Below are 19,307 nucleotides of genomic sequence, written 5' to 3' on the forward strand. Positions count from 1 at the left end.
CGCCACGTGAGCCGCGCGTTTCTAAGGTCACCGTCCAAGCGGTGTCTGCATTTCCGGTACTTCGGGGAAGTGGCGGACCGAGGAGGATTCGAACCCCCGACCCCCTGATTCGTAGTCAGGTACTCTATCCAGCTGAGCTATCGGTCCGTGAGGTCGAGCATCTAGACCCATGCGCCGGCTATTGCAAGGGGGTGGTACGGGATTTTCCGAGGAAATTCCCTTAGTCCACGTTCAACCCGCCACGGGGCAGGCAGACGCAGAATACCGTGCCCGTCTCATCCGTGCTTTCAAGTTCGAGCGTGCCGCCATGGCCACGGATCAGCTCTGCCGCGATCGAGAGGCCAAGGCCGGTGCCGCCCTTCGTGGCGCCGCCCTGAAACGGCTGGAACAGGTGGTCGCGCGCCTTGGGTGGAAGGCCCGGCCCGGTGTCGGAGACGCGAATGAGCCACGCTTCGCTGGTTTCCTGTCCAGAAATCGCAATCTCTCCGGGCTTGCCGCTATTGACGATGGCCTGACGTGCATTGCGCACGAGGTTGGCGATCACGCGGTACAGCTGTTCGTGATCGGCGCGCAGGACAAGCCCTGTGGGCACATCTTCGGCAAAGCTGACATCGGCGTCACCCACCGCCAACCGCTCGCTTTCGATCACGTCCGAGACGACGTCGATGAGCGCGAACCGGCCCAGGGTCGGCGGCTGCTCCTCGGCCTTGCCATAGGCCAGGGTCGACTCGCACAGGTGCACCGCGCGGGCGATGGAATTGACCAGCTTGGGTGCCATGCGCTTGACCGCCGGGTCCTCGCTCATCTCGATCCGGTCGGTGAACAGCTGCGCCGAGGTCAGGATATTGCGCAGGTCATGGCTGACCTTGGCCACCGCGCCGCCCAGCTGGGCCAGCCGCTCGCGCTGGCGCAGGGACGAGGTCAGCTGGGTCTGCAAGGACAGCAACGCTTCCTCGGCCTGCCGGATCTCGGTGGTGGTGGAGCGGGGGGTGATCACGCGGTTGGCATCCTCGGGCGCCTCGGCGTAGCGGGTCATGTTGCGCGCCACGCTGGCGATGGGGCGCACGAGAAAGCCGCGCACAGCGAAATAAAGCAGGGCGGCGGTCACTACCGAGATCATCGCCGACAGCAGCAGGATGCGCAGGCCGTAGTCGACCATCGCCGCGCGCAGATCGTCTGTCAGCAGCGTGACCTCGATCAGCAGCCCGCCCATCTGGGAAGGGTCGCCGATGACGCGGATCATCTCTGGCTCGGTCCGCACAAGGCGCGTCACCGCATCCCCGATCAGTTCCAGCGGCGGCGCATCACGCAAATCAAACGTGTCGACGATGGGCGAGGGCATGGGCGCCGACAGCATAAGCTGGCGCGCCTCGTCGCGGCGCAGCACCACGTTGAAGACCCCTGCGTTCTGTAACAGCTCTTCCTGCAACTCGTTCGAGATCTCATCGTTGGCCAAGAGCGCCAGCGACGCAATCTGCGCGCGCTCCAGCCGGTCCATCAGGAAATCTTCGCGGTAGCGGGCGATGGACGGCACGAAAATCAGAATCTCGGCCAGCATAACGAAGACCACGGTCAGGATCAGGAACCGTCCCGAGAGTGATTTCAGAAACCCCATCTTCCCGTTCCGTCGTCTCGTTTCCTAGGGCAGCCAGCGCTGGACCAGCCGCACGACCCGCTTGACACCATCGCTTTCGAACAGTCGCGGCGTGAAATAGGCCCCCGCCGCGCGCTTGTTGATTTCACCCAACGTGGGATAAGGCGCAACCATGGCGCTGATATGCTTCATTTTCAAGTTGTTGGCGAGGGCCAAAGCCCATGTGTGGATCAACTCGCCCGCCTGCGCGCCGACGATGGTGGCCCCAACGGGGCGGCCGCCCACGACCATGACCTTGACGAAGCCCGTGGTTTTACGTGTGGCGATGGCCCGGTCGTTACCGTCATACTCGGCTCGTACGACTTCCAGCTTCGAGCCGTGTTCCTTGCGCGCCTGCGCCTCGGTCAGGCCGACCTGCGCCAGTTCAGGGTCGGTATAGGTGGTCCAGGGCAGGTGCGCGGTACTCGCCTTGGCGGGCAGGCCCAGTACGGCGGAGCGGATGACGATACCCGCGTGATACCCCGCGACATGAGTGAATTGCAGGCCGCCGGCGACGTCGCCGATGGCGTAGACCTTTGAATTGCTGGTCTTCAGCTTCGCATCGACCTTGATGCCCGCCTTGGTGGTCTTGATGCCCGCCGCGTCGAGGTTCAGGCTGTCGATGTTGGGCTTGCGGCCCACGGCCATCAACAAGTGCGAGCCCTTGAAAACCTGCCCGTCCTTGGTTTCCACTTCTATCGCCCCGGCGGTTCCGCGTACTTGTGCCGCGGTGGCGCCCTCAATGATCTCCAGCCCCTCCGCGCGCAGGTGGTCCAGCACCAGTGCCGCCGCTTCGGTGTCGTCCTTCCCAAGCGCCTTGTCGCCTTCGATCACCGTGACCTTGCAGCCCAGCCGCAGATGCGCCTGCGCCATTTCCATGCCGATAGGGCCGCCGCCAATGACCAGCAGGTGATCGGGCTTTTCGCGCAGGTCGAACAGGGTTTCGTTGGTTTCGTATGGGACGTCCTCCAGCCCCGGAATGGGCGGCACGAAAGGCGAGGAGCCGGTGGCGATGACGATGCGCCGGGCGCGGATGACGGTGTCGCCGGCCTTGACCTCGGTGGGCGAGATGAACTGGCCGTAGTCGCGGATGACCTTGACGCCAAGACCCTCGAACCGCTCCTGGCTGTCATGCGGGGCGATGGTCGAGATAACATCGTGCACGTGGTCCTTGGCGGCGGCATAGTCCACGTTGGGCGTGGCATTGCCGACGCCGTAGGGTGCGGCATGGGCTTGGCCGTAGGCAACCTTGGCCGAGGCGATGAGCGCCTTGGAGGGCACGCAGCCGAAGTTGAGGCAGTCACCGCCCATCTCGTGCCCCTCTAGCAGGACCACGTCGGCGCCCATCTGCACGGCGCCGGACGCCACGGAGAGACCGCCGGAACCGGCCCCGATGACGAGGATGTCAGTCTTGATATCGGCCATGACTCAGATGTCCTTTTTGCCGCGCACGGTCTTGATGAGGATAGGGAGGGCTGCCAGCACGCAAAGCCCGAGGATGGGGCCGATCACCTGCGGCTCCCACAGTAGGGACAGGTCGGGACGTTCGCCACGGTCGAAGACCTCGCCCAGGCCGACGCCGATCCATGTGAACACGATGGCACCGGGAATGATGCCGACCGCGGTGGTCCAGAGGAAATTGACGAAGCGCACGCCGACCAGAGCGGGCAGCAGGTTGGCCACGAAAAACGGCACCACAGGCACGAGGCGCATCAACAAAAGAACATTGATTTCATGCTCGTGCAGGCCGGTCTTGAACTTCTTCAGTGTTCCTTCGGAGGCGTCCATCTTGGCGGCGAGCGTTCGTCCAAGGCCCCAGCGCGCGGCGAGGAAGATGGCCGAGGCGCCGATGACCGCCGCCGTGACGTTGAACGTGGTGCCCAGGAAAAGACCGAAGAGAAACCCGCCGGTGACCGAGGCCACGGCTGCGCCGGGCAACGAGAAAGCAACAATGGCCACGTAGACTGCCACGAAGATGCCTGCCAGGAGGACGTAGTTTTCGTCGCGGAACGCCAGCAAAGCCTCGCGATTGTTGGCCAGCGTGTCGAAGGTCAGGTAGTCGCCCAGCGTGAAATACCCCACGATGGCGGCGATCAGGATCACGGCCAGGGGCGCGTGGCGGATATAGGCGGGGCGCTTGGTGTCGTCGGTCGTGGCCATGTGGGGATCTAGGTCCGGTGTGATTGCGTGTCCTTCCTAGATGCGCGATCGTCAGGCCCCGCACCAGACGCTTCACGCGGGGGTGATACAGGGTGAAGGGTTTGGGGCCATTATGTCGGGTTCGGGGCCGGTTTGTAACAAAGCCAACCGTCCGGGCAGGGTTTTTGTTGCAAAAGCCAATCGGATGTTTGACTTGGGGCCCGCGCGCCCCTATAGACCGGGCTTCAATACGAATTCCGGCTTTCGCGATTCCTGAGCGAGGCCAAGAACACCGGAGAGCCGAGCGATGAAACGCACGTATCAACCTTCGAACCTGGTCCGCAAGCGGCGCCACGGTTTCCGCGCGCGCATGGCCACCAAGGCCGGCCGCAAGATCCTGAACGCGCGTCGTGCGCGTGGCCGCAAGTCGCTGAGCGCGTAAGCGCCAGCCAGGATCCGTACGGACATGACACCGCCGGAGGCCCTCGTGGAAGACACGGGGAACACGCCCCCGGCGGTTTCCGTTTGTCTGGACGTTCTCAAGAAACGCCCTGATTTCCTGGCCGCCGCAAGGGGGCGCAGGCAGGCGATGAAGGGGCTGGTATTGCAGGCCCGCGAACGGCGCGACGACCGCGCGACGATCCGGGTGGGGTACACCTGCTCCAAGAAGGTGGGCAATGCCGTCACCCGGAACCGGGCCAAGCGGCGGCTGCGCGAAGTGGCCCGCAAAGTGCTGACAAAACATGGAAAACCCGGACATGACTATGTGCTGATCGGGCGCGCCGGGGCCACGGTGGAGCGTGATTTCCAAGGGCTGTGCGAGGATCTGCGCCGGGCGCTGGCCTCGGTGCACAGGTGAGCCCGCTGGCGCATATCATGGCGCTGCCGGTCAAGGCGTACCGGCTGATCTTCAGCCCCTGGGTGGGGTTCAATTGCCGGTATCAGCCGACATGCAGCCAGTACGCCTTGGACGCCTTGCGCGCCCACGGGGGCCTCAAGGGCGGGTGGCTGGCCGCGCGTCGGATCGCACGGTGCAACCCCTGGGGCGGCTGCGGCTATGACCCGGTACCGGGCAGTGAGGGCGCGCGCGATGAAGCGTCCTGAAACGCTGGCGCAGATGAACGCGGCGCTGGGGCGGTTCGCCACGGATCATGGCGTCGAGACGGGTCTGGCCTATCGCCCGGGTCCCACCGACATCTTCATTTCGCCCTACAGCAAGTGCGGCACCACCTGGGTCAGCCAGATCGCGCATGGCTTGCGGTCGGGCGGGGACATGGCGTTTGACGAGATCACCGACGTCGTGCCGTGGCTGGAACTGGCCCACGATATGGGGCGGAACGTTAACGACCCGCAAGCCTACAGTCCGAAGCTCTTCAAGAGCCACCTGCCATGGGGGGTGATTCCCGAAGGCGGGCGCTACATCGTCGTGCTGCGTGACCCGGTGGATGCGATGGTGTCGCTTTACCGGTTTTTCGATGGCTGGGTGTTCGAGCGCGGCGCGATTTCGCTGGAGGATTTCGCGGAGTATTACCTGGATCGGATGGGCCGAGAGGATTACTGGAGCCACGCATCCTCCTGGTGGGGCGTGCGCGGGCGGCAAGATGTGCTGCTGATGGCGTATGAGCACATGAAGCAAGACCTTGCGAAGAGTGTCGCGCAAATTGCTGATTTCATGAAGGTTTCAGATGCGCGGACACGTGACGTGGCGCAGGCGCAGGCGACGCTGGACTTCATGAAGGCGCATGGGCAGCAGTTCGACGATCACCTTGTGCGGCAGGCACGCGACGCCGCCTGTGGCCTGCCGCCGGACGGTGAGGCCAGCAAGGTGGCGGGCGGACAGGCCGGGGCGGGCCGCGCGCAGATCGGCGACGTGATGCGCGAGGCTTATGCAGATAAGTGGCGCGCGACGATGGGCGCGACGCATGGGCTTGAGAGCTATGAGGACGTGCTTGCGCGGCTGAAAGGTTAAGCGGGCTTTGAGGCGCCGGGCGCAGGTCCGGGCGGGTAAACCAGTGCGATTCGGTCCAGATCGGCACGTCGGTATTGCGTCGGTATTCGGGTGGTATCGCGACGGTGCGAATTTTCGCGGTTTGACGGTTTAACGCGGCGGCCGGACGTGACGGATTGTTAACCGGTGCGCGTGGGTTTTCACCCCCCCCTACGAGGTTCCGGGACGGGGGCGGAAACGCATCGCGGCGACGGGAGGGACCCCGCCGCCGCGACTTCGTGAGTGGTATCAGATGTCAGCCCTTGGCGATGGGCGTGTCTTCGCGCGTGGGCACGTCGGGCTCCAGCCCCCAGCGCAGGCCGTCGAGACCGGCGGCCATCTCGTCGTCGGTGTTGCGCAGGCCGATCGTCACCTTGAGGATCAGCGCGGTCACGAGGCCTGTCACCAGGCCCGCGCCGAGGCAGACCACGATGCCGATGAGTTGCATGGTCAGGCCGATCTGGCCGTGCTGGAAGGCGTACTCGCCCTCTTCGAACCCGAAATAGCCGCCGCGCGGGGTGCCGGCCTCGAGGATGCCGACCATGATCAGGCCGTAGCTGCCCGCACCGAGGAAGAGCGGCAGCAGCTTGTGCTCGTCGAATTCGCGCTTCAGCGTGAATTCATAGACGATGTAGGAGATGACCGGCGCGCCAAGCGCCACCAGGAACATCTGGCCCGGCTGGTAGACGTCGAAGCCGCAGGCGCCGGCCACGTAGCCCGCCAGTGGGCCGAGCAGCAGGTAGGCGTATTTGCGCGTGGCATAGGCGAGGATGCCGCCCGTCACCGCGCCACCGGCCCAGGACATGGCGTAGTTGTTCACCGCAAGGCCAACGCTGGTTTCCGCCATGGTGACGCTGACCGCCAGCGCCTCGGGGTCGAAGAAAAAGAGGCAGGAGACGATGACCATGGGAAGGCCCGCGAAGATGGTCAGCAGGCCCACCGCCGCCAGCCCGATGCTGGGCGCGTGGTAGCCCGAGACCATCGGGTGCGGATTGAACATGCCGGGACGCTGGCCCAGCATCGGCACCAGCGCCAGCGCCATGCCCGTGGGGAAGAGATAGACGAAGCCCACGCCGAAGAAATCGTGGAAGCCTGCATTGGTGAGCGGGCCGACCGAGCCCCAGGTGTAGAAGCTGAGAATCGACGAGGCCACGGCGGCCACGACGCAGAGCACGTAATAGGCCGACGCCTTGATCCGTTCGGAGACGGCGAAGTGGAAGAGGATGTTAACGATTCCGGCAAAGACCGCGAGGAAGAACACGAAGATCTGGAAGGTGTTCAGCCCCGGAAAGGTCGCCGGATCGGTGGTGGAGGCGTTGGCGTTCAGCATCCCGCCGAAGAGCCACCAGTCGCGCAAGCTGTCGCCCATGGTGGCGCCTTCCATGATGTAATACTGCGCCGCCCAGAAACCGAAGCCGATGGCGAAATAGGTGGCGAAGCCCAGAAAGAAGCCCATGACCTTTTCGATGGTCGAGTTGAACAGGCTTTTGCGCCGGGTGGTGCCGGCGTCGATCATCAGCAGGCCGACGACGACGGTGATCGCGCCCACGGTGCCGGAAAGATAGACGAGGTTCTGGACAAGGGAATTTAGGGTGACCTGGTCGGCCTGAATGGCTGCGAGATCCATTTTGGGTGTGTCCTCCACTGTTGGTTTTCTGTGTCCGTCCGGACCCGGTATGTGCTGGCGCGCAATGACGAACCAAAAATGTACCGAAAAGCGACCGACGGCCTGTTATGTTTTTTATTATGCTTAAATGTTGCGCAAAAAATCGCGTCTGTGAAGGTTAAAATAGGGAAAAGCGCAAATCAGGCGCAGGTTTGCGCTGGTCTCAGATCTGAAAATGTTCCAAATTTGAACCAAAAACGAGATGTCAGCCGCGGGCGTGAAAGATGAAGCCCAGAAGGTTCAGAAGCAACTGCGCGGCGAGGATCGAGGTGGAGCCGGTGGGATCGTAATCCGGGGCGACCTCGACCAGGTCGATGCCGACGATCTCGTGGTCTTGGGCGACCTGTTGCAGGATTTCGAGTACGTCGTAATAGAGGAACCCGCCATGGCTGGGGGTGCCGGTGCCGGGCGCGATGGAGGGGCAGAAGGCGTCGATGTCGATGGTGATGTAGACGCGCGTACCCTCGGGGATGCGGGCGGCGGTGGCCTCGGGCCCCAGCTTGCGCACTTGGCGGACGGACAGAATATCCGAGCCGCGCGCGCGGGCGTCGTCATAGCCCTCCTTGGCGGTCGAGCTGACATTGCGGATGCCCAGTTGGGTGAGGCCGGTGACGAAAGGCTTCTCGGCGGCGCGGCGCATGGGGTTGCCGTGGCCGTAGCGGACGCCATGACGCTCGTCGACGAAATCGAGGTGAGCGTCGATCTGCAATACATGGATGTCGCCCTGATCGTCAAAGGCGTTGATGCAGGGGATGTTGATAGAGTGATCGCCGCCGATGGTGACGGGCAGGGCGCCGGCGGCAAGGATGGCGCGGACGCCGGATTCTATGTTGGCGTGCGAGGTCATCGTGTCGGTGTGAACGATGTCGGCGTCGCCGATATCGACGATACGGACCGAGCCGGGCAGGTAGGTGGCGTCATCCTCGTGGTCATAGGCGCCGGCATGGCCGAAGCTGAAGAGCGTGGACGCCTCGCGCACCCCACGGGGGCCGAAGCGGGCGCCTGAGCGCCATTGGGTGCCGGCGTCGAAGGGCGCGCCGAGGATGGCGACATCGGCGCCGATGCGGCTCCAGTCGGCAACATAGGGCCGCTTGCCGAAGGTGGAGATGCCGACGAAAGGCAGGTCGAGCCGGCCGCTCTCGTATCCGTGGGTTGTCATGGGGCGTATCCTTTGGTTGCGGGGACGCTAGCGTGTGGCGGGCGCGCAAGGCAAGGGGGCGTGCGTGGGTTTTCACCCAACCTACGACGTTGCAAGCCACGGCATGCGGCGGGGCAATGTCATCTGCGCACACGGCCCCATTCGCCCCTTTCCATTCCTGCCAACCCGTGCAATAGGGAACCGCCAAACGAGACACCCCAAGGAGATGCGCCATGGAGATTCGTGAGGCCCTCACTTTTGACGATGTTCTGCTGGTTCCCGCGAAGTCCAGCGTTCTGCCCACCACGGCGGACACGCGCACCCGCGTGACCCGGTCGATCGACCTCAACATCCCGCTTTTGAGTTCCGCCATGGACACGGTGACCGAGGGGCGCATGGCGATCTGCATGGCGCAGACCGGCGGCATGGGGGTGATCCACCGCAACCTGACTGTGGAACAGCAGGCCAAGGAAGTGCGGCGGGTGAAACGCTTTGAAAGCGGGATTGTCTACAACCCCGTGACCTTGAGGCCGGACCAGACGCTGGCCGATGCCAAGGCGCTGATCGAACGCTACAACTTCACCGGCTTTCCCGTGGTGGATGAAAAGGGTCACGTGATGGGCATCGTGACCAACCGCGACATGCGCTTTGCCACCGATGACGACACGCCGGTGCACGTGATGATGACCAGCGACAACCTGGCGATCTTGACCGAGCCTGCGGACCGCGAGGAGGCCAAGAGCCTGATGAAGGCGCGGCGGATCGAGAAGCTGCTGGTGACAGACGGGCAGGGCAAGCTGACCGGCCTGCTGACGTTGCGCGATACCGAGCAGGCGGTGCTGAACCCGTCGGCCTGCAAGGACGGGCTGGGACGGCTGCGCGTGGCGGCGGCCTCGACGGTGGGTGACGCGGGTTTTGAGCGGTCCGAGGCGCTGGTGGATGCGGGCGTCGACATGATCGTGATCGACACCGCGCATGGCCATTCCGAAGGCGTGGCGCAGGCCGTGGAGCGGGCAAAGAAACTGTCGAACGAGGTTCAGATCGTGGCCGGCAACGTGGCCACGGCAGAGGCGACCCGGACGCTGATCGGCGCAGGCGCGGATGCGGTGAAGGTCGGCATCGGGCCTGGCAGTATCTGCACCACGCGGATGGTCGCCGGTGTGGGTATGCCGCAACTGACGGCGGTGATGGATTGCGCCGCGGCGGCGGGCGACACGCCGGTCATCGCCGATGGCGGCATCAAGTTCTCGGGCGATTTCGCCAAGGCGATCGCGGCGGGCGCGTCCTGCGCCATGGTGGGCAGCATGCTGGCCGGCACGGACGAGTCCCCCGGCGAAGTGATCCTGTACCAGGGGCGCAGCTTCAAGGCCTATCGCGGGATGGGCAGCCTGGCGGCGATGGCGCAGGGCTCGGCCGACCGGTATTTCCAGAAGGATGCCGCCAGCGACAAGCTGGTGCCCGAAGGGGTCGAAGGGCAGGTGCCCTACAAGGGCAGCGCCGGCACGGTGCTGCACCAGCTGGTGGGGGGCTTGCGGGCCGCGATGGGTTATACCGGATGCGCCACGGTGGACGAGATGCGCAAGGGATGCGAATTCGTGAAGATCACCGGCGCGGGCCTGAAGGAAAGCCATGTGCATGACGTGCAGATCACCCGGGAAAGCCCGAACTACCGGATTGGCTAATCCGATTCAGATCAATGGTTTACGCGCCGAAGTTAAGGTTGCGAAATGACCCCCGGCGCGCGCGTGCAGGCCGCCATCGAGGTGCTTGATGCAATGGCTGGCGGGCTGGCCGCCGAACAGGCGCTTACGCGTTGGGCGCGAGGTGCGCGCTATGCGGGGTCCAAGGATCGGGCGGCAGTCCGCGACCACGTGTTCTCGGTGTTGCGCACCCGCCGAAGCTGTGCGGCGCTTGGCGGCGGCGAGACCGGCCGGGCCCTGATGCTGGGGCATCTGCGCGTTGAGGGCGGTGACCCCGAAGCGATGTTCACCGGGGAGGGCCACGCCCCCGCGCCCCTGACGGCGGAAGACCGCGCAGCAGGCAGAGCCCCCACACCTGAGGAGGCGCGCGACCTGCCGGACTGGCTTTGGCAGCGGTTCGAGGCGGGTCTGGGCGCGCAGGCCGCCGCTGACGCGGCCGAGGCATTGCGGCACCGGGCGCCGGTCTGCCTGCGACACAATCCCCGCATGATGTCTATCTCTCAAGTAATTGATATGCTGCTGAAAGACGGTGTTTCGACGATCCCCGTGGCAGAGATGGATGGCGCGCTTCACGTGACCGAAGGTGCACGGCGCGTCGCGCAATCAACTGCATTCCGCGAAGGACATGTGGAGTTGCAGGATGCCAGCAGTCAGGCGGCCATGGCGGCCCTGCCGGTGCCCGAGGGCGCGCGCGTGCTGGACTTCTGCGCCGGGGGCGGCGGCAAGGTTCTGGCGCTGGCTGCCCGGCACGAAGCAACGTGGTTTGCCCATGACGCGGCGCCCGACCGGATGCGTGACCTGCCCGCACGCGCCGCGCGGGCCGGGGTTAAGGTGACGCAGCTCGATCAGGGGGCCGTGACAGAAGCCGCGCCGTTCGACGTCGTGCTCTGCGACGTGCCCTGTTCGGGCAGCGGCACGTGGCGGCGTACGCCCGAGGCCAAGTGGGCCCTCACTCCGGAACGGCTGCACGCGCTTTGCGACACGCAGCGGAATATTCTTGAGCATGTGCAGGCACTTCTGCGCCCCGGAGGCCTGCTGGCCTACTCCACCTGCTCGGTTCTGGCCGAAGAAAACGAGGCGCAGGTGGCCGGTTTCGAGGCGGCGTATCCGGGCTGGACCCGCGAGGACACGCGCCGCTGGCCGATTTCGGACATTGGCGACGGATTCTACCTGGCCACGCTGCGCAAGCGCTGAAAGCCTGCATCCGGCACAAGCAGAACAACCTAGACGTGTTGGCTTTTTCAGCGTTAATCTAACTTTAAGCCCTGCCGTCTAGACCGTCGGCCAGGACCTTATCGTTGGGGAGCTGCCGGTTGGCATTCACTACCGGAACCGTTTTGCCGTTGCGTGATGCCGCGGCCCGGATCAAGCCACGCGCCGGGGCGGTGCTGGCAGCGGCACTTTTGTTCGGCGCGGCGGCGGTTTTCCTGCCTGATCCGACATTACAGATCGCGTGCGTCTTCACCGCGGCAATCCTGATGAATTCGGCGTTGTGGATCGGCATTGTGAACGCGGCCGAGGCGCGGTTTCGCAAGGGCCTGGTCGATGCGGCGGCGGATTTTCTGGGCGAGGATGCGACACCCGCCATCGTGACCGGGCGCGACGGCGACATCCAGTATGCCAACCGCGCCGCGATGAGCGCCTTTTCCGCCGACGAGGCGACGACGCTGGCCGGGGCGCTGAAACACGCGGTGGCGAACCCGGGGCCGATCCTCTATCGCCTGGAGAGCCGGGCGCAGGTGCGTGGATCGGCGCATGAGGACGTGGTCACCCGCGCCGGACATCTGCGCATCGGCGTGCATCGCGCCGCGGCCGACCGGTATATCTGGCGGATCGAGAAATCCGCCGACCGCCCTTCGCGCGAGACCGACCCGGTGCCGCTGCCGATGCTGACGGTGGGACGGGGCGGGGCCGTTCTGTTCATGAACACGGCTGCGCGGCAGTTGGTGGGGGAACGTGTGCGGTCGCTGGACCGGATCTTTCCCAAGCTGCCGCTGCGCTCGGGCCAGATCAACGACATCACCACGGCCGAGGGGCACAAGCCATGCCTTGCCGTCGAACTGGAAGGCGTTGCCGGGCGGCGCGAAGTGTTCCTGCTGCCCGGTGTGGCCCCGACCGAGCGGCAACCTGACGGCTGGGCCTTCTTCGACGAATTGCCTGTGCCTTTGCTAAAGCTGGCGCGCTCGGGCGAGGTGCAGATATCGAACCGTCCGGCGCGCGACCTTCTGGGCGTGGAAGAGTGCTGCGGCAACACGCTGTCGGAGCTTATGGAGGGGCTGGGGCGGTCGATACCGGACTGGCTGGAGGATGCGGCCAAGGGGCGCGGCGGGGTGCAGTCGGAGTTTCTGCGCGTCAAGCGCGACGACCGCGAGACTTTCGTTCAGGTCACGTTGAATCGCGCGACGGAAGCGGGCGAAACAGTGCTGATCGCTGTTCTGAACGACGCGACCAAGTTGAAGACGCTGGAAGGGCAGTTTGTACAAAGCCAGAAAATGCAGGCGATCGGACAGCTTGCCGGTGGCGTGGCGCATGATTTCAACAACCTGCTGACGGCCATCGCGGGGCATTGCGACCTCTTGCTGCTGCGCCACGACCAAGGCGACCCGGATTACGGCGACCTTATTCAGATCAACCAGAACGCCAACCGGGCCGCGGCGCTGGTGGGTCAGCTTCTGGCCTATTCGCGCAAACAGACCCTGCGCCCCGAGGTGATGGACCTGCGCGACATGTTGTCTGATCTGACCCATCTGTTGAACCGGTTGGTGGGCGAGCGGGTGATCCTGTCGCTGAAACACGACCCGACGCTATGGTCGATCCGCGCGGACAAGCGGCAGTTGGAACAGGTGCTGATGAATCTTGTGGTCAACGCCCGTGACGCGATGCCCGAAGGCGGCGACATCCGAATCGCGACCGAGAACGTCACGTTCGACGAGCCCCTGCGCCGCGACCGCGCCGTGGTGGCGCCGGGGCGCTATGTCCGGGTGAGCGTGAGCGACGAGGGGGTGGGCATTGCCAAGGACAAGCTCCAGAAGGTGTTCGAGCCGTTCTTCACCACCAAGCGCACCGGCGAAGGTACGGGGCTTGGGCTTTCGACTGCGTATGGGATCGTCAAGCAGACCGGCGGCTTTATCTTCGCCGACAGCCAGCCGGGCGAGGGCACGGTCTTTCAGGTCCTTCTGCCCGCCCATGAAAGCGCCGAACCGCAGGACGCCGAAATCGCGACCCCGGCGCAACTTGCGTCCAAGACCGACGGCGTCGTGCTTTTGGTCGAGGACGAGGCGCCGGTCCGAGCCTTTGCCAGCCGCGCCCTGCAACTGCGCGGCATGACGGTACTGGAAGCCGATTCGGCCGAGGCGGCGCTTGAATTGCTGGAAGACACGACGCTTGAGGTGGATGTTTTCGTGTCGGACGTGGTGATGCCGGGTATCGACGGCCCCGCTTGGGTCTTGCAGGCGCTGGAAAAACGCCCGAAGACACAGGTGGTGTTCATGTCGGGATATGCCGAGGAAGCGTTCGGTGAAATCCAGTCGCGCATTCCCAACTCGACTTTCCTACCCAAGCCGTTTTCGTTGACGGAGTTGACCGAGACTGTGCAGCACCAGCTGAACCGCGAGTGATCGCAGCTGGCCCGCGCCGGTTTCGCCCTGCTGCAAACGCCGGATCGCAAAGGCCGGGTTTCGCATGCAGGACCACCTGTGCGAAAACATGAATGTTGGCGATGTCCGCCGGAATCGGCTTGACGGCGTTCGGATCAGGAGATCATGCTGCGGTCAATTTCAGAGATGTCGCGTCCAGAGCTGTCGTGCCTGCGCGCGACACACGCGTTGCACACATCCTTAGCGTCAGTGATGCGGCGGCAGCACGCCATTGGCTAAGGGCGAGAACGCCCCATCAGCTTCGATTCCGTCGTAAAGCTGATATTCGACCGCGAACTTCCGGCGATAGCGCTGCTCGACTTGCTGGTCGAGGGTCAGCGCCATGGTCGGCGAACTGTTCATGCGCCGCGTCTCGATCTCCACCTGCAGCCGCTCTGACAGGAAACGTCGCAACCCGTCCTGATCTTCGTAGCGAAACAGATGCGTGACCGCGGTGCCGTTGTTCTGCGGCTCCAGGAACTTGGTTTGCGAGCCGACTTGCGCATAAGCCGCACGCTTGCCCTTCATGTACTCGGTCACGAATTCGTCGAAGCTGATCCCGTGGGTCGAATTGCGAGCCTGTTCCTGTCCCGGACGCTGACGATAGCGATACCACGACCCCAGCCAGTCGAGCGGCTCGCGCATCACCGCCAGCACGTCGAATCCCTCGCCCATGAACTTCTCGATGGCAGGGCGGAAGAAGCGGTTGTAGCGAAAGACCGGGGCGTGTTTCAGCTCGGGCGGCTGGCGCACGACGATGGCCGCGCGGGGCGCAAGGGCGGCCTCGTAGGCGGTGGTGCCGGTCTTGGGCACCGACAGGAAAACGAGCTTTTCGTTTGAAAACACCAACATAGAAGTTTTTGCCCGTTTGCCTGCCCTCGGTAACCCCTCTTTAACCCATCGCTGCAAATATCGGAAAGGAACAATTTGATTGAAATGTTCTCCTTTTGTCTCCATAAGGTGCGGAACAAGAGGTGAACGAAAGCAGCCGCCAGACAGCGATAGACGCCCCGTCTGGCGTGTGAAATAAGGGAAATGACAGGTATGGCAACGGCAGATCTTTTGAACATGGACAGCAAGAAAAACGCAGACCGCCAGAAGGCGCTGGACAGCGCGCTGGCGCAGATCGAACGGCAGTTCGGCAAGGGCTCGATCATGAAACTGGGCGCCGACAACCCGGCGCAGGACATCGAATCGACCTCGACCGGCTCGCTTGGCCTCGACATCGCGCTTGGCATCGGCGGGTTGCCCAAGGGCCGGATCGTTGAAATCTACGGGCCCGAAAGCTCGGGCAAGACGACGCTGACTCTGCATTGCGTGGCGGAGGAGCAGAAAAAGGGCGGCGTTTGCGCCTTTGTCGACGCCGAGCACGCGCTGGACCCGGTCTATGCCAAGAAGCTGGGCGTGGATCTGGACGAGCTGCTGATTTCGCAGCCCGATACGGGCGAGCAGAGCCTGGAGATCGTGGACACGCTGGTGCGGTCGGGTGCCGTGAGCATGGTTGTGGTCGACTCGGTCGCCGCGCTGACGCCGAAGTCGGAGCTTGAGGGCGACATGGGCGACAGCAGCGTGGGCGTGCATGCTCGCCTGATGAGCCAGGCCATGCGCAAGCTGACGGGCTCGATCAGCCGCAGCAAGTGCACGGTGATCTTCATCAACCAGATTCGCATGAAGATCGGCGTCATGTTCGGCAGCCCCGAAACGACCACGGGCGGCAACGCGCTCAAGTTCTACAGCTCGGTGCGTCTGGACATTCGCCGGATCGGCTCGATCAAGGACCGCGACGAGGTGGTGGGCAACCAGACCCGCGTGAAGGTCGTGAAGAACAAGGTGGCGCCGCCCTTCAAGCAGGTCGAGTTCGACATCATGTACGGCGAGGGTATCTCGAAACGCGGCGAGTTGCTGGACCTTGGGGTCGCGGCCGGCGTGGTCGAGAAATCGGGCAGCTGGTTCAGTTATGGCGACGAGCGCATTGGCCAGGGGCGCGAGAATGCCAAGAATTTCCTGAAGGAAAACAAGAAGATCGCCTTCGAGATCGAGGACAAGATCCGCGGCGCGCACGGTCTGGATTTCGACATGCCAGATGGTGGGGACGAAGATGACGAGGATATCCTCGAGGCGTGAGGGTTCGGCTCGACTGGATGAAACAGGCCGGGTCCGAAAGGCCCGGCCTTACTCGTTGGTTGGTCTGGGTTATGCCCAAACCCAAATAGTGCAGCCGCCGCCAGCGCCGTAACAGGTAGGCACCATGAATGGCGAATCCGGGCCGGGCATCACAAGCGCCATGTGGATCGGAACAGAGATGGCGGTTTCGTCGTCGCGCTTGCGAAACTCCTTGCGCGCCAGTTCCTGAAGCGATGTCATGTCGATGTTGCAACTTTTGTCCATTCCGCGCGGCGGCTGAACGCGCTTCACATGGCCCACGACGCCGTCGCCAATATCCAGCGTATATGCGTCAGGATTGGCGATGAGTTCAGCAGCGGTGACAGTCTTTTCGGCGGCGGCGGGGCCGGCAATGAGGGCGGCCGCGATGGCGGCGATCAGGGCATTGACTGGTTTCATATCGTGTCCTTTCTGAGGGGTGACAGGCCGTGATGGCGCGTCCTGCCTTTGGGTCGGAGTTCAGATGGAACCGGTTCAAACTCCGCGGGGCTGTGGACAGGACAAGCGCTTGTGTCTACATGGGTCCGACGCAACTTTTGCCTTCGGACCAGACCCTCATGCCCACGCTTAACGAGATCCGCTCGACCTTCCTCAGTTTCTTTGAACGCAACGGCCACGAGGTTGTGCCGAGCAGCCCGCTTGTGCCGCGCAACGACCCGACGCTGATGTTCACCAATTCGGGCATGGTGCAGTTCAAGAACCTGTTTACCGGGGTGGAGAAACGCGACTATTCCCGCGCGACCACCAGCCAGAAATGCGTGCGGGCGGGGGGTAAGCACAACGACCTCGACAATGTCGGGTACACCGCGCGGCACCATACGTTTTTCGAGATGCTGGGGAATTTCAGTTTCGGCGATTACTTCAAGCGCGAGGCGATCCCTTATGCCTGGGACCTGCTGACCAAGGATTTCGGGATCGACAACTCCAAGCTCTTGGTCACGGTTTACCATACCGATGACGAGGCGGCGGAGATCTGGAAGAAGCATGCCGGCCTGAGCGATGACCGGATCATCCGCATCGCCACGGATGACAATTTCTGGTCGATGGGCGCCACAGGTCCTTGTGGGCCGTGCACAGAGATCTTCTATGACCACGGGCCCGAGATCTGGGGTGGGCCTCCGGGCAGCCCGGAAGAGGATGGCGACCGGTTCATCGAGATCTGGAACCTTGTTTTCATGCAGAACGAGCGGTTCGAGGATGGCAGCCAGGTGGATCTGGACATGCAGTCGATCGACACCGGCATGGGGCTGGAGCGGATCGGCGCGCTGTTGCAGGGCAAGCACGACAATTACGACACCGACCTGATGCGCAGCCTGATCGAGGCGAGCGCGCATGTGACGGATGGTGCGCCCGACGGGCCGGGCAACGTGCATCACCGGGTGATCGCAGACCATCTGCGCTCGACCTCGTTCCTGATTGCCGACGGGGTGATGCCGTCGAACGAGGGGCGCGGTTACGTGCTGCGCCGGATCATGCGCCGGGCGATGCGGCACGCGCACCTGCTGGGCGCGCAGGATCCGGTGATGTACCGGCTGGTGCCGAACCTCGTGGGCCTGATGGGGCAGGCCTTCCCCGAGCTGGGCCGGGCGCAGCCGCTGATCGAGGAGACGCTGGAACTGGAGGAAAAGCGGTTCAAACAGACGCTGGACCGGGGTCTGCGCCTGTTGGATGACGAGTTGGGCAAGCTGGGCGATGGCGCCGCGCTGCCCGGTGAAGCGGCGTTCAAGCTGTATGACACTTACGGCTTTCCGCTGGACCTGACGCAGGACGCGCTGCGCGAGAAGGGCCGTGAGGTGGATGTGGCCGGGTTCGACGCGGCGATGGAAGAGCAGAAAGCCAAGGCCCGCGCGGCTTGGTCCGGCAGTGGCGAGGCGGCGGACGCGACCGTGTGGTTCGATCTGGCCGAGAAACACAGTGCCACGGATTTCCTCGGGTATGACACGGAGACGGCCGAGGGCGTGGTGCAGGCAATCGTTGTCGACGGCGAGGCCGTGGACAAGCTGGGGGCCAACAAGGCGACGGGCTGGGTCGTGGTCAACCAGACGCCGTTCTATGCCGAAGCGGGCGGGCAGGTGGCCGACCATGGCTATCTGCGCAGCCTGGAAGGCGCCAGCGAAGCGCGCTTTGCCGGGCAGGTGAGCGACGTGCAGAAACGTGCGGGGGGTCTGTCAGCGCATTTCGTGACCGTCGAGGACGGTGCATTGAAGGTGGGCGACCCGGTGAGGCTAGAGGTGGATCATAAGCGCCGGACGGCGATCCGCTCGAACCACTCGGCCACGCACCTGCTGCACGAGGCGCTGCGTAAGGCGCTTGGCGATCACGTGGCACAGCGCGGGAGCCTAAATGCGCCAGATCGGCTTCGGTTCGATTTCAGCCATGCCAAGGGCATGACGCTGGAGGAAATCCGCCGAGTCGAGGAAGAGGTCAACGCCTATATCCGCCAGAACGGCAAGGTCGAAACCCGGATCATGACGCCCGACGATGCGCGCGCCATCGGGGCGCAAGCGCTCTTTGGCGAGAAATACGGCGACGAGGTGCGCGTGGTGTCGATGGGGTCCGAGGACGGCTCGGGCAAGGGGCTGGACGGTCAGACCTATTCGATCGAGCTGTGCGGCGGCACGCATGTGCGGCAGACCGGCGATATCGGCTTGTTCGTGATGGTGGGCGAGGGCGCGTCGAGTTCCGGCGTGCGCCGGATCGAGGCGCTGACCGGGCCGGAGGCGTTCAAGTACCTCAGCGAGCAGGATCACCGCATGGCGGCGCTGGCGTCGGAACTGAAGGCGCAGCCGGATGACGTGCTGGACCGCGTGCGCGCGCTGATGGACGAGCGCAAGGCGCTGGCCAACGAGGTGACGCAACTGAAGCGGGAGCTGGCGATGGGCGGCGGTGGCACGTCCGGCCCCGAGGCCAAGGACGTGAATGGCGTGAAGTTTCTTGCCCAAGTGTTGTCGGGCGTGTCGGGACGGGACCTGCCGCCGCTGATGGACGAGATGAAGACGCGGATCGGCTCGGGCGCGGTACTGCTGATCGCCGATGCCGACGGCAAGGCCGCCGTGGCCGCGGGCGTGACGAAAGACTTGACCGACAAGCTGTCGGCGGTCGATCTTGTCCGGGCCGCCGTGGCGGAACTGGGCGGCAAGGGCGGCGGGGGCCGACCCGACATGGCGCAGGGTGGCGCGGCGAGCACCGACAATGCCGAGGCCGCCATTGCGGCGGCGGAACAGGTGTTGCAGGGCTGAGGCCCGC

16 protein-coding genes and 1 tRNA gene are annotated in these 19,307 nt (G+C 64.2%); 9 read left to right on the top strand and 8 right to left on the bottom strand.

All coding sequences use genetic code 11. The features are described 5' to 3' along the window. Positions 1-70: 70 nt before the first annotated feature. The 4 genes from FIU86_RS08510 to FIU86_RS08525 all read right to left on the bottom strand — a co-directional run bounded on the left by FIU86_RS08510 (position 71) and on the right by FIU86_RS08525 (position 3,793). Positions 71-147: transfer RNA gene (locus FIU86_RS08510), tRNA-Arg, on the bottom strand. Between the two features lie 73 nt (positions 148-220). Then, on the bottom strand, positions 221-1,615 hold the full coding sequence (locus tag FIU86_RS08515) for a HAMP domain-containing sensor histidine kinase (RefSeq protein ID WP_152474687.1): 1,395 nt from the start codon (positions 1,613-1,615) through the stop codon (positions 221-223). 24 nt (positions 1,616-1,639) lie between these two features. Continuing rightward, the gene (locus tag FIU86_RS08520) at positions 1,640-3,058 is read right to left on the bottom strand and encodes an NAD(P)/FAD-dependent oxidoreductase (protein WP_152474688.1); all 1,419 of its coding nucleotides are present in this window, start codon (positions 3,056-3,058) and stop codon (positions 1,640-1,642) included. A gap of 3 nt (positions 3,059-3,061) precedes the next feature. After that, positions 3,062-3,793, bottom strand: coding sequence for a TVP38/TMEM64 family protein (locus FIU86_RS08525; RefSeq protein WP_152474689.1), 732 nt, complete (start codon positions 3,791-3,793; stop codon positions 3,062-3,064). Between the two features lie 286 nt (positions 3,794-4,079). On the opposite strand from FIU86_RS08525, the gene rpmH reads away from it, so the two are divergent. The 4 genes from rpmH to FIU86_RS08545 are packed head-to-tail and all read left to right on the top strand — an operon-like array spanning position 4,080 to position 5,741. Next, positions 4,080-4,214, top strand: a complete 135-nt coding sequence (gene rpmH / locus FIU86_RS08530) for a 50S ribosomal protein L34 (RefSeq protein ID WP_005980833.1) — start codon at positions 4,080-4,082, stop codon at positions 4,212-4,214. Between the two features lie 24 nt (positions 4,215-4,238). Then, complete coding sequence (gene rnpA, locus FIU86_RS08535; protein WP_152474690.1) at positions 4,239-4,631, top strand: ribonuclease P protein component; 393 nt, start codon at positions 4,239-4,241, stop codon at positions 4,629-4,631. Further along, the gene (gene yidD, locus FIU86_RS08540; protein WP_152474691.1) at positions 4,628-4,876 is read left to right on the top strand and encodes a membrane protein insertion efficiency factor YidD; all 249 of its coding nucleotides are present in this window, start codon (positions 4,628-4,630) and stop codon (positions 4,874-4,876) included. The genes rnpA and yidD overlap by 4 nt, the downstream gene beginning before the upstream one ends. Then, the gene (locus FIU86_RS08545) at positions 4,863-5,741 is read left to right on the top strand and encodes a sulfotransferase domain-containing protein (protein ID WP_172977473.1); all 879 of its coding nucleotides are present in this window, start codon (positions 4,863-4,865) and stop codon (positions 5,739-5,741) included. The genes yidD and FIU86_RS08545 overlap by 14 nt, the downstream gene beginning before the upstream one ends. Positions 5,742-6,015: 274 nt before the next feature. Here FIU86_RS08545 and FIU86_RS08550 read toward each other — a convergent pair whose 3' ends face one another. Next, the gene (locus tag FIU86_RS08550) at positions 6,016-7,386 is read right to left on the bottom strand and encodes an ammonium transporter (RefSeq protein WP_152474693.1); all 1,371 of its coding nucleotides are present in this window, start codon (positions 7,384-7,386) and stop codon (positions 6,016-6,018) included. A gap of 244 nt (positions 7,387-7,630) precedes the next feature. After that, positions 7,631-8,584 (bottom strand): agmatinase, encoded by a 954-nt coding sequence (gene speB, locus FIU86_RS08555; protein WP_152474694.1) that lies wholly within the window; start codon positions 8,582-8,584, stop codon positions 7,631-7,633. A gap of 212 nt (positions 8,585-8,796) precedes the next feature. On the opposite strand from speB, the gene guaB reads away from it, so the two are divergent. From guaB to FIU86_RS08570, 3 genes are all read left to right on the top strand, one after another. Beyond that, on the top strand, positions 8,797-10,245 hold the full coding sequence (guaB, locus tag FIU86_RS08560; RefSeq protein ID WP_152474695.1) for an IMP dehydrogenase: 1,449 nt from the start codon (positions 8,797-8,799) through the stop codon (positions 10,243-10,245). Positions 10,246-10,290: 45 nt separating this feature from the next. Continuing rightward, positions 10,291-11,457, top strand: a complete 1,167-nt coding sequence (locus FIU86_RS08565) for an RsmB/NOP family class I SAM-dependent RNA methyltransferase (RefSeq protein ID WP_152474696.1) — start codon at positions 10,291-10,293, stop codon at positions 11,455-11,457. 119 nt (positions 11,458-11,576) lie between these two features. After that, complete coding sequence (locus FIU86_RS08570) at positions 11,577-13,880, top strand: ATP-binding protein (protein WP_152474697.1); 2,304 nt, start codon at positions 11,577-11,579, stop codon at positions 13,878-13,880. Between the two features lie 225 nt (positions 13,881-14,105). On the opposite strand, the gene FIU86_RS08575 is transcribed toward FIU86_RS08570, so the two are convergent. Beyond that, positions 14,106-14,750 (bottom strand): gamma-glutamyl kinase, encoded by a 645-nt coding sequence (locus FIU86_RS08575; RefSeq protein WP_152474698.1) that lies wholly within the window; start codon positions 14,748-14,750, stop codon positions 14,106-14,108. A gap of 192 nt (positions 14,751-14,942) precedes the next feature. Here FIU86_RS08575 and recA point away from each other — a divergent pair, with 192 nt between their 5' ends. Next, complete coding sequence (recA, locus tag FIU86_RS08580) at positions 14,943-16,022, top strand: recombinase RecA (protein WP_152474699.1); 1,080 nt, start codon at positions 14,943-14,945, stop codon at positions 16,020-16,022. A 69-nt stretch (positions 16,023-16,091) separates the two neighbouring features. On the opposite strand, the gene FIU86_RS08585 is transcribed toward recA, so the two are convergent. Continuing rightward, complete coding sequence (locus FIU86_RS08585) at positions 16,092-16,460, bottom strand: hypothetical protein (RefSeq protein ID WP_152474700.1); 369 nt, start codon at positions 16,458-16,460, stop codon at positions 16,092-16,094. A gap of 158 nt (positions 16,461-16,618) precedes the next feature. On the opposite strand from FIU86_RS08585, the gene alaS reads away from it, so the two are divergent. Further along, positions 16,619-19,300 (top strand): alanine--tRNA ligase, encoded by a 2,682-nt coding sequence (gene alaS / locus FIU86_RS08590; RefSeq protein WP_152477037.1) that lies wholly within the window; start codon positions 16,619-16,621, stop codon positions 19,298-19,300. Positions 19,301-19,307: the final 7 nt, after the last annotated feature.

Origin of the sequence: Roseovarius sp. THAF9, assembly GCF_009363715.1 — a bacterium.
GTDB lineage: Bacteria > Pseudomonadota > Alphaproteobacteria > Rhodobacterales > Rhodobacteraceae > Roseovarius.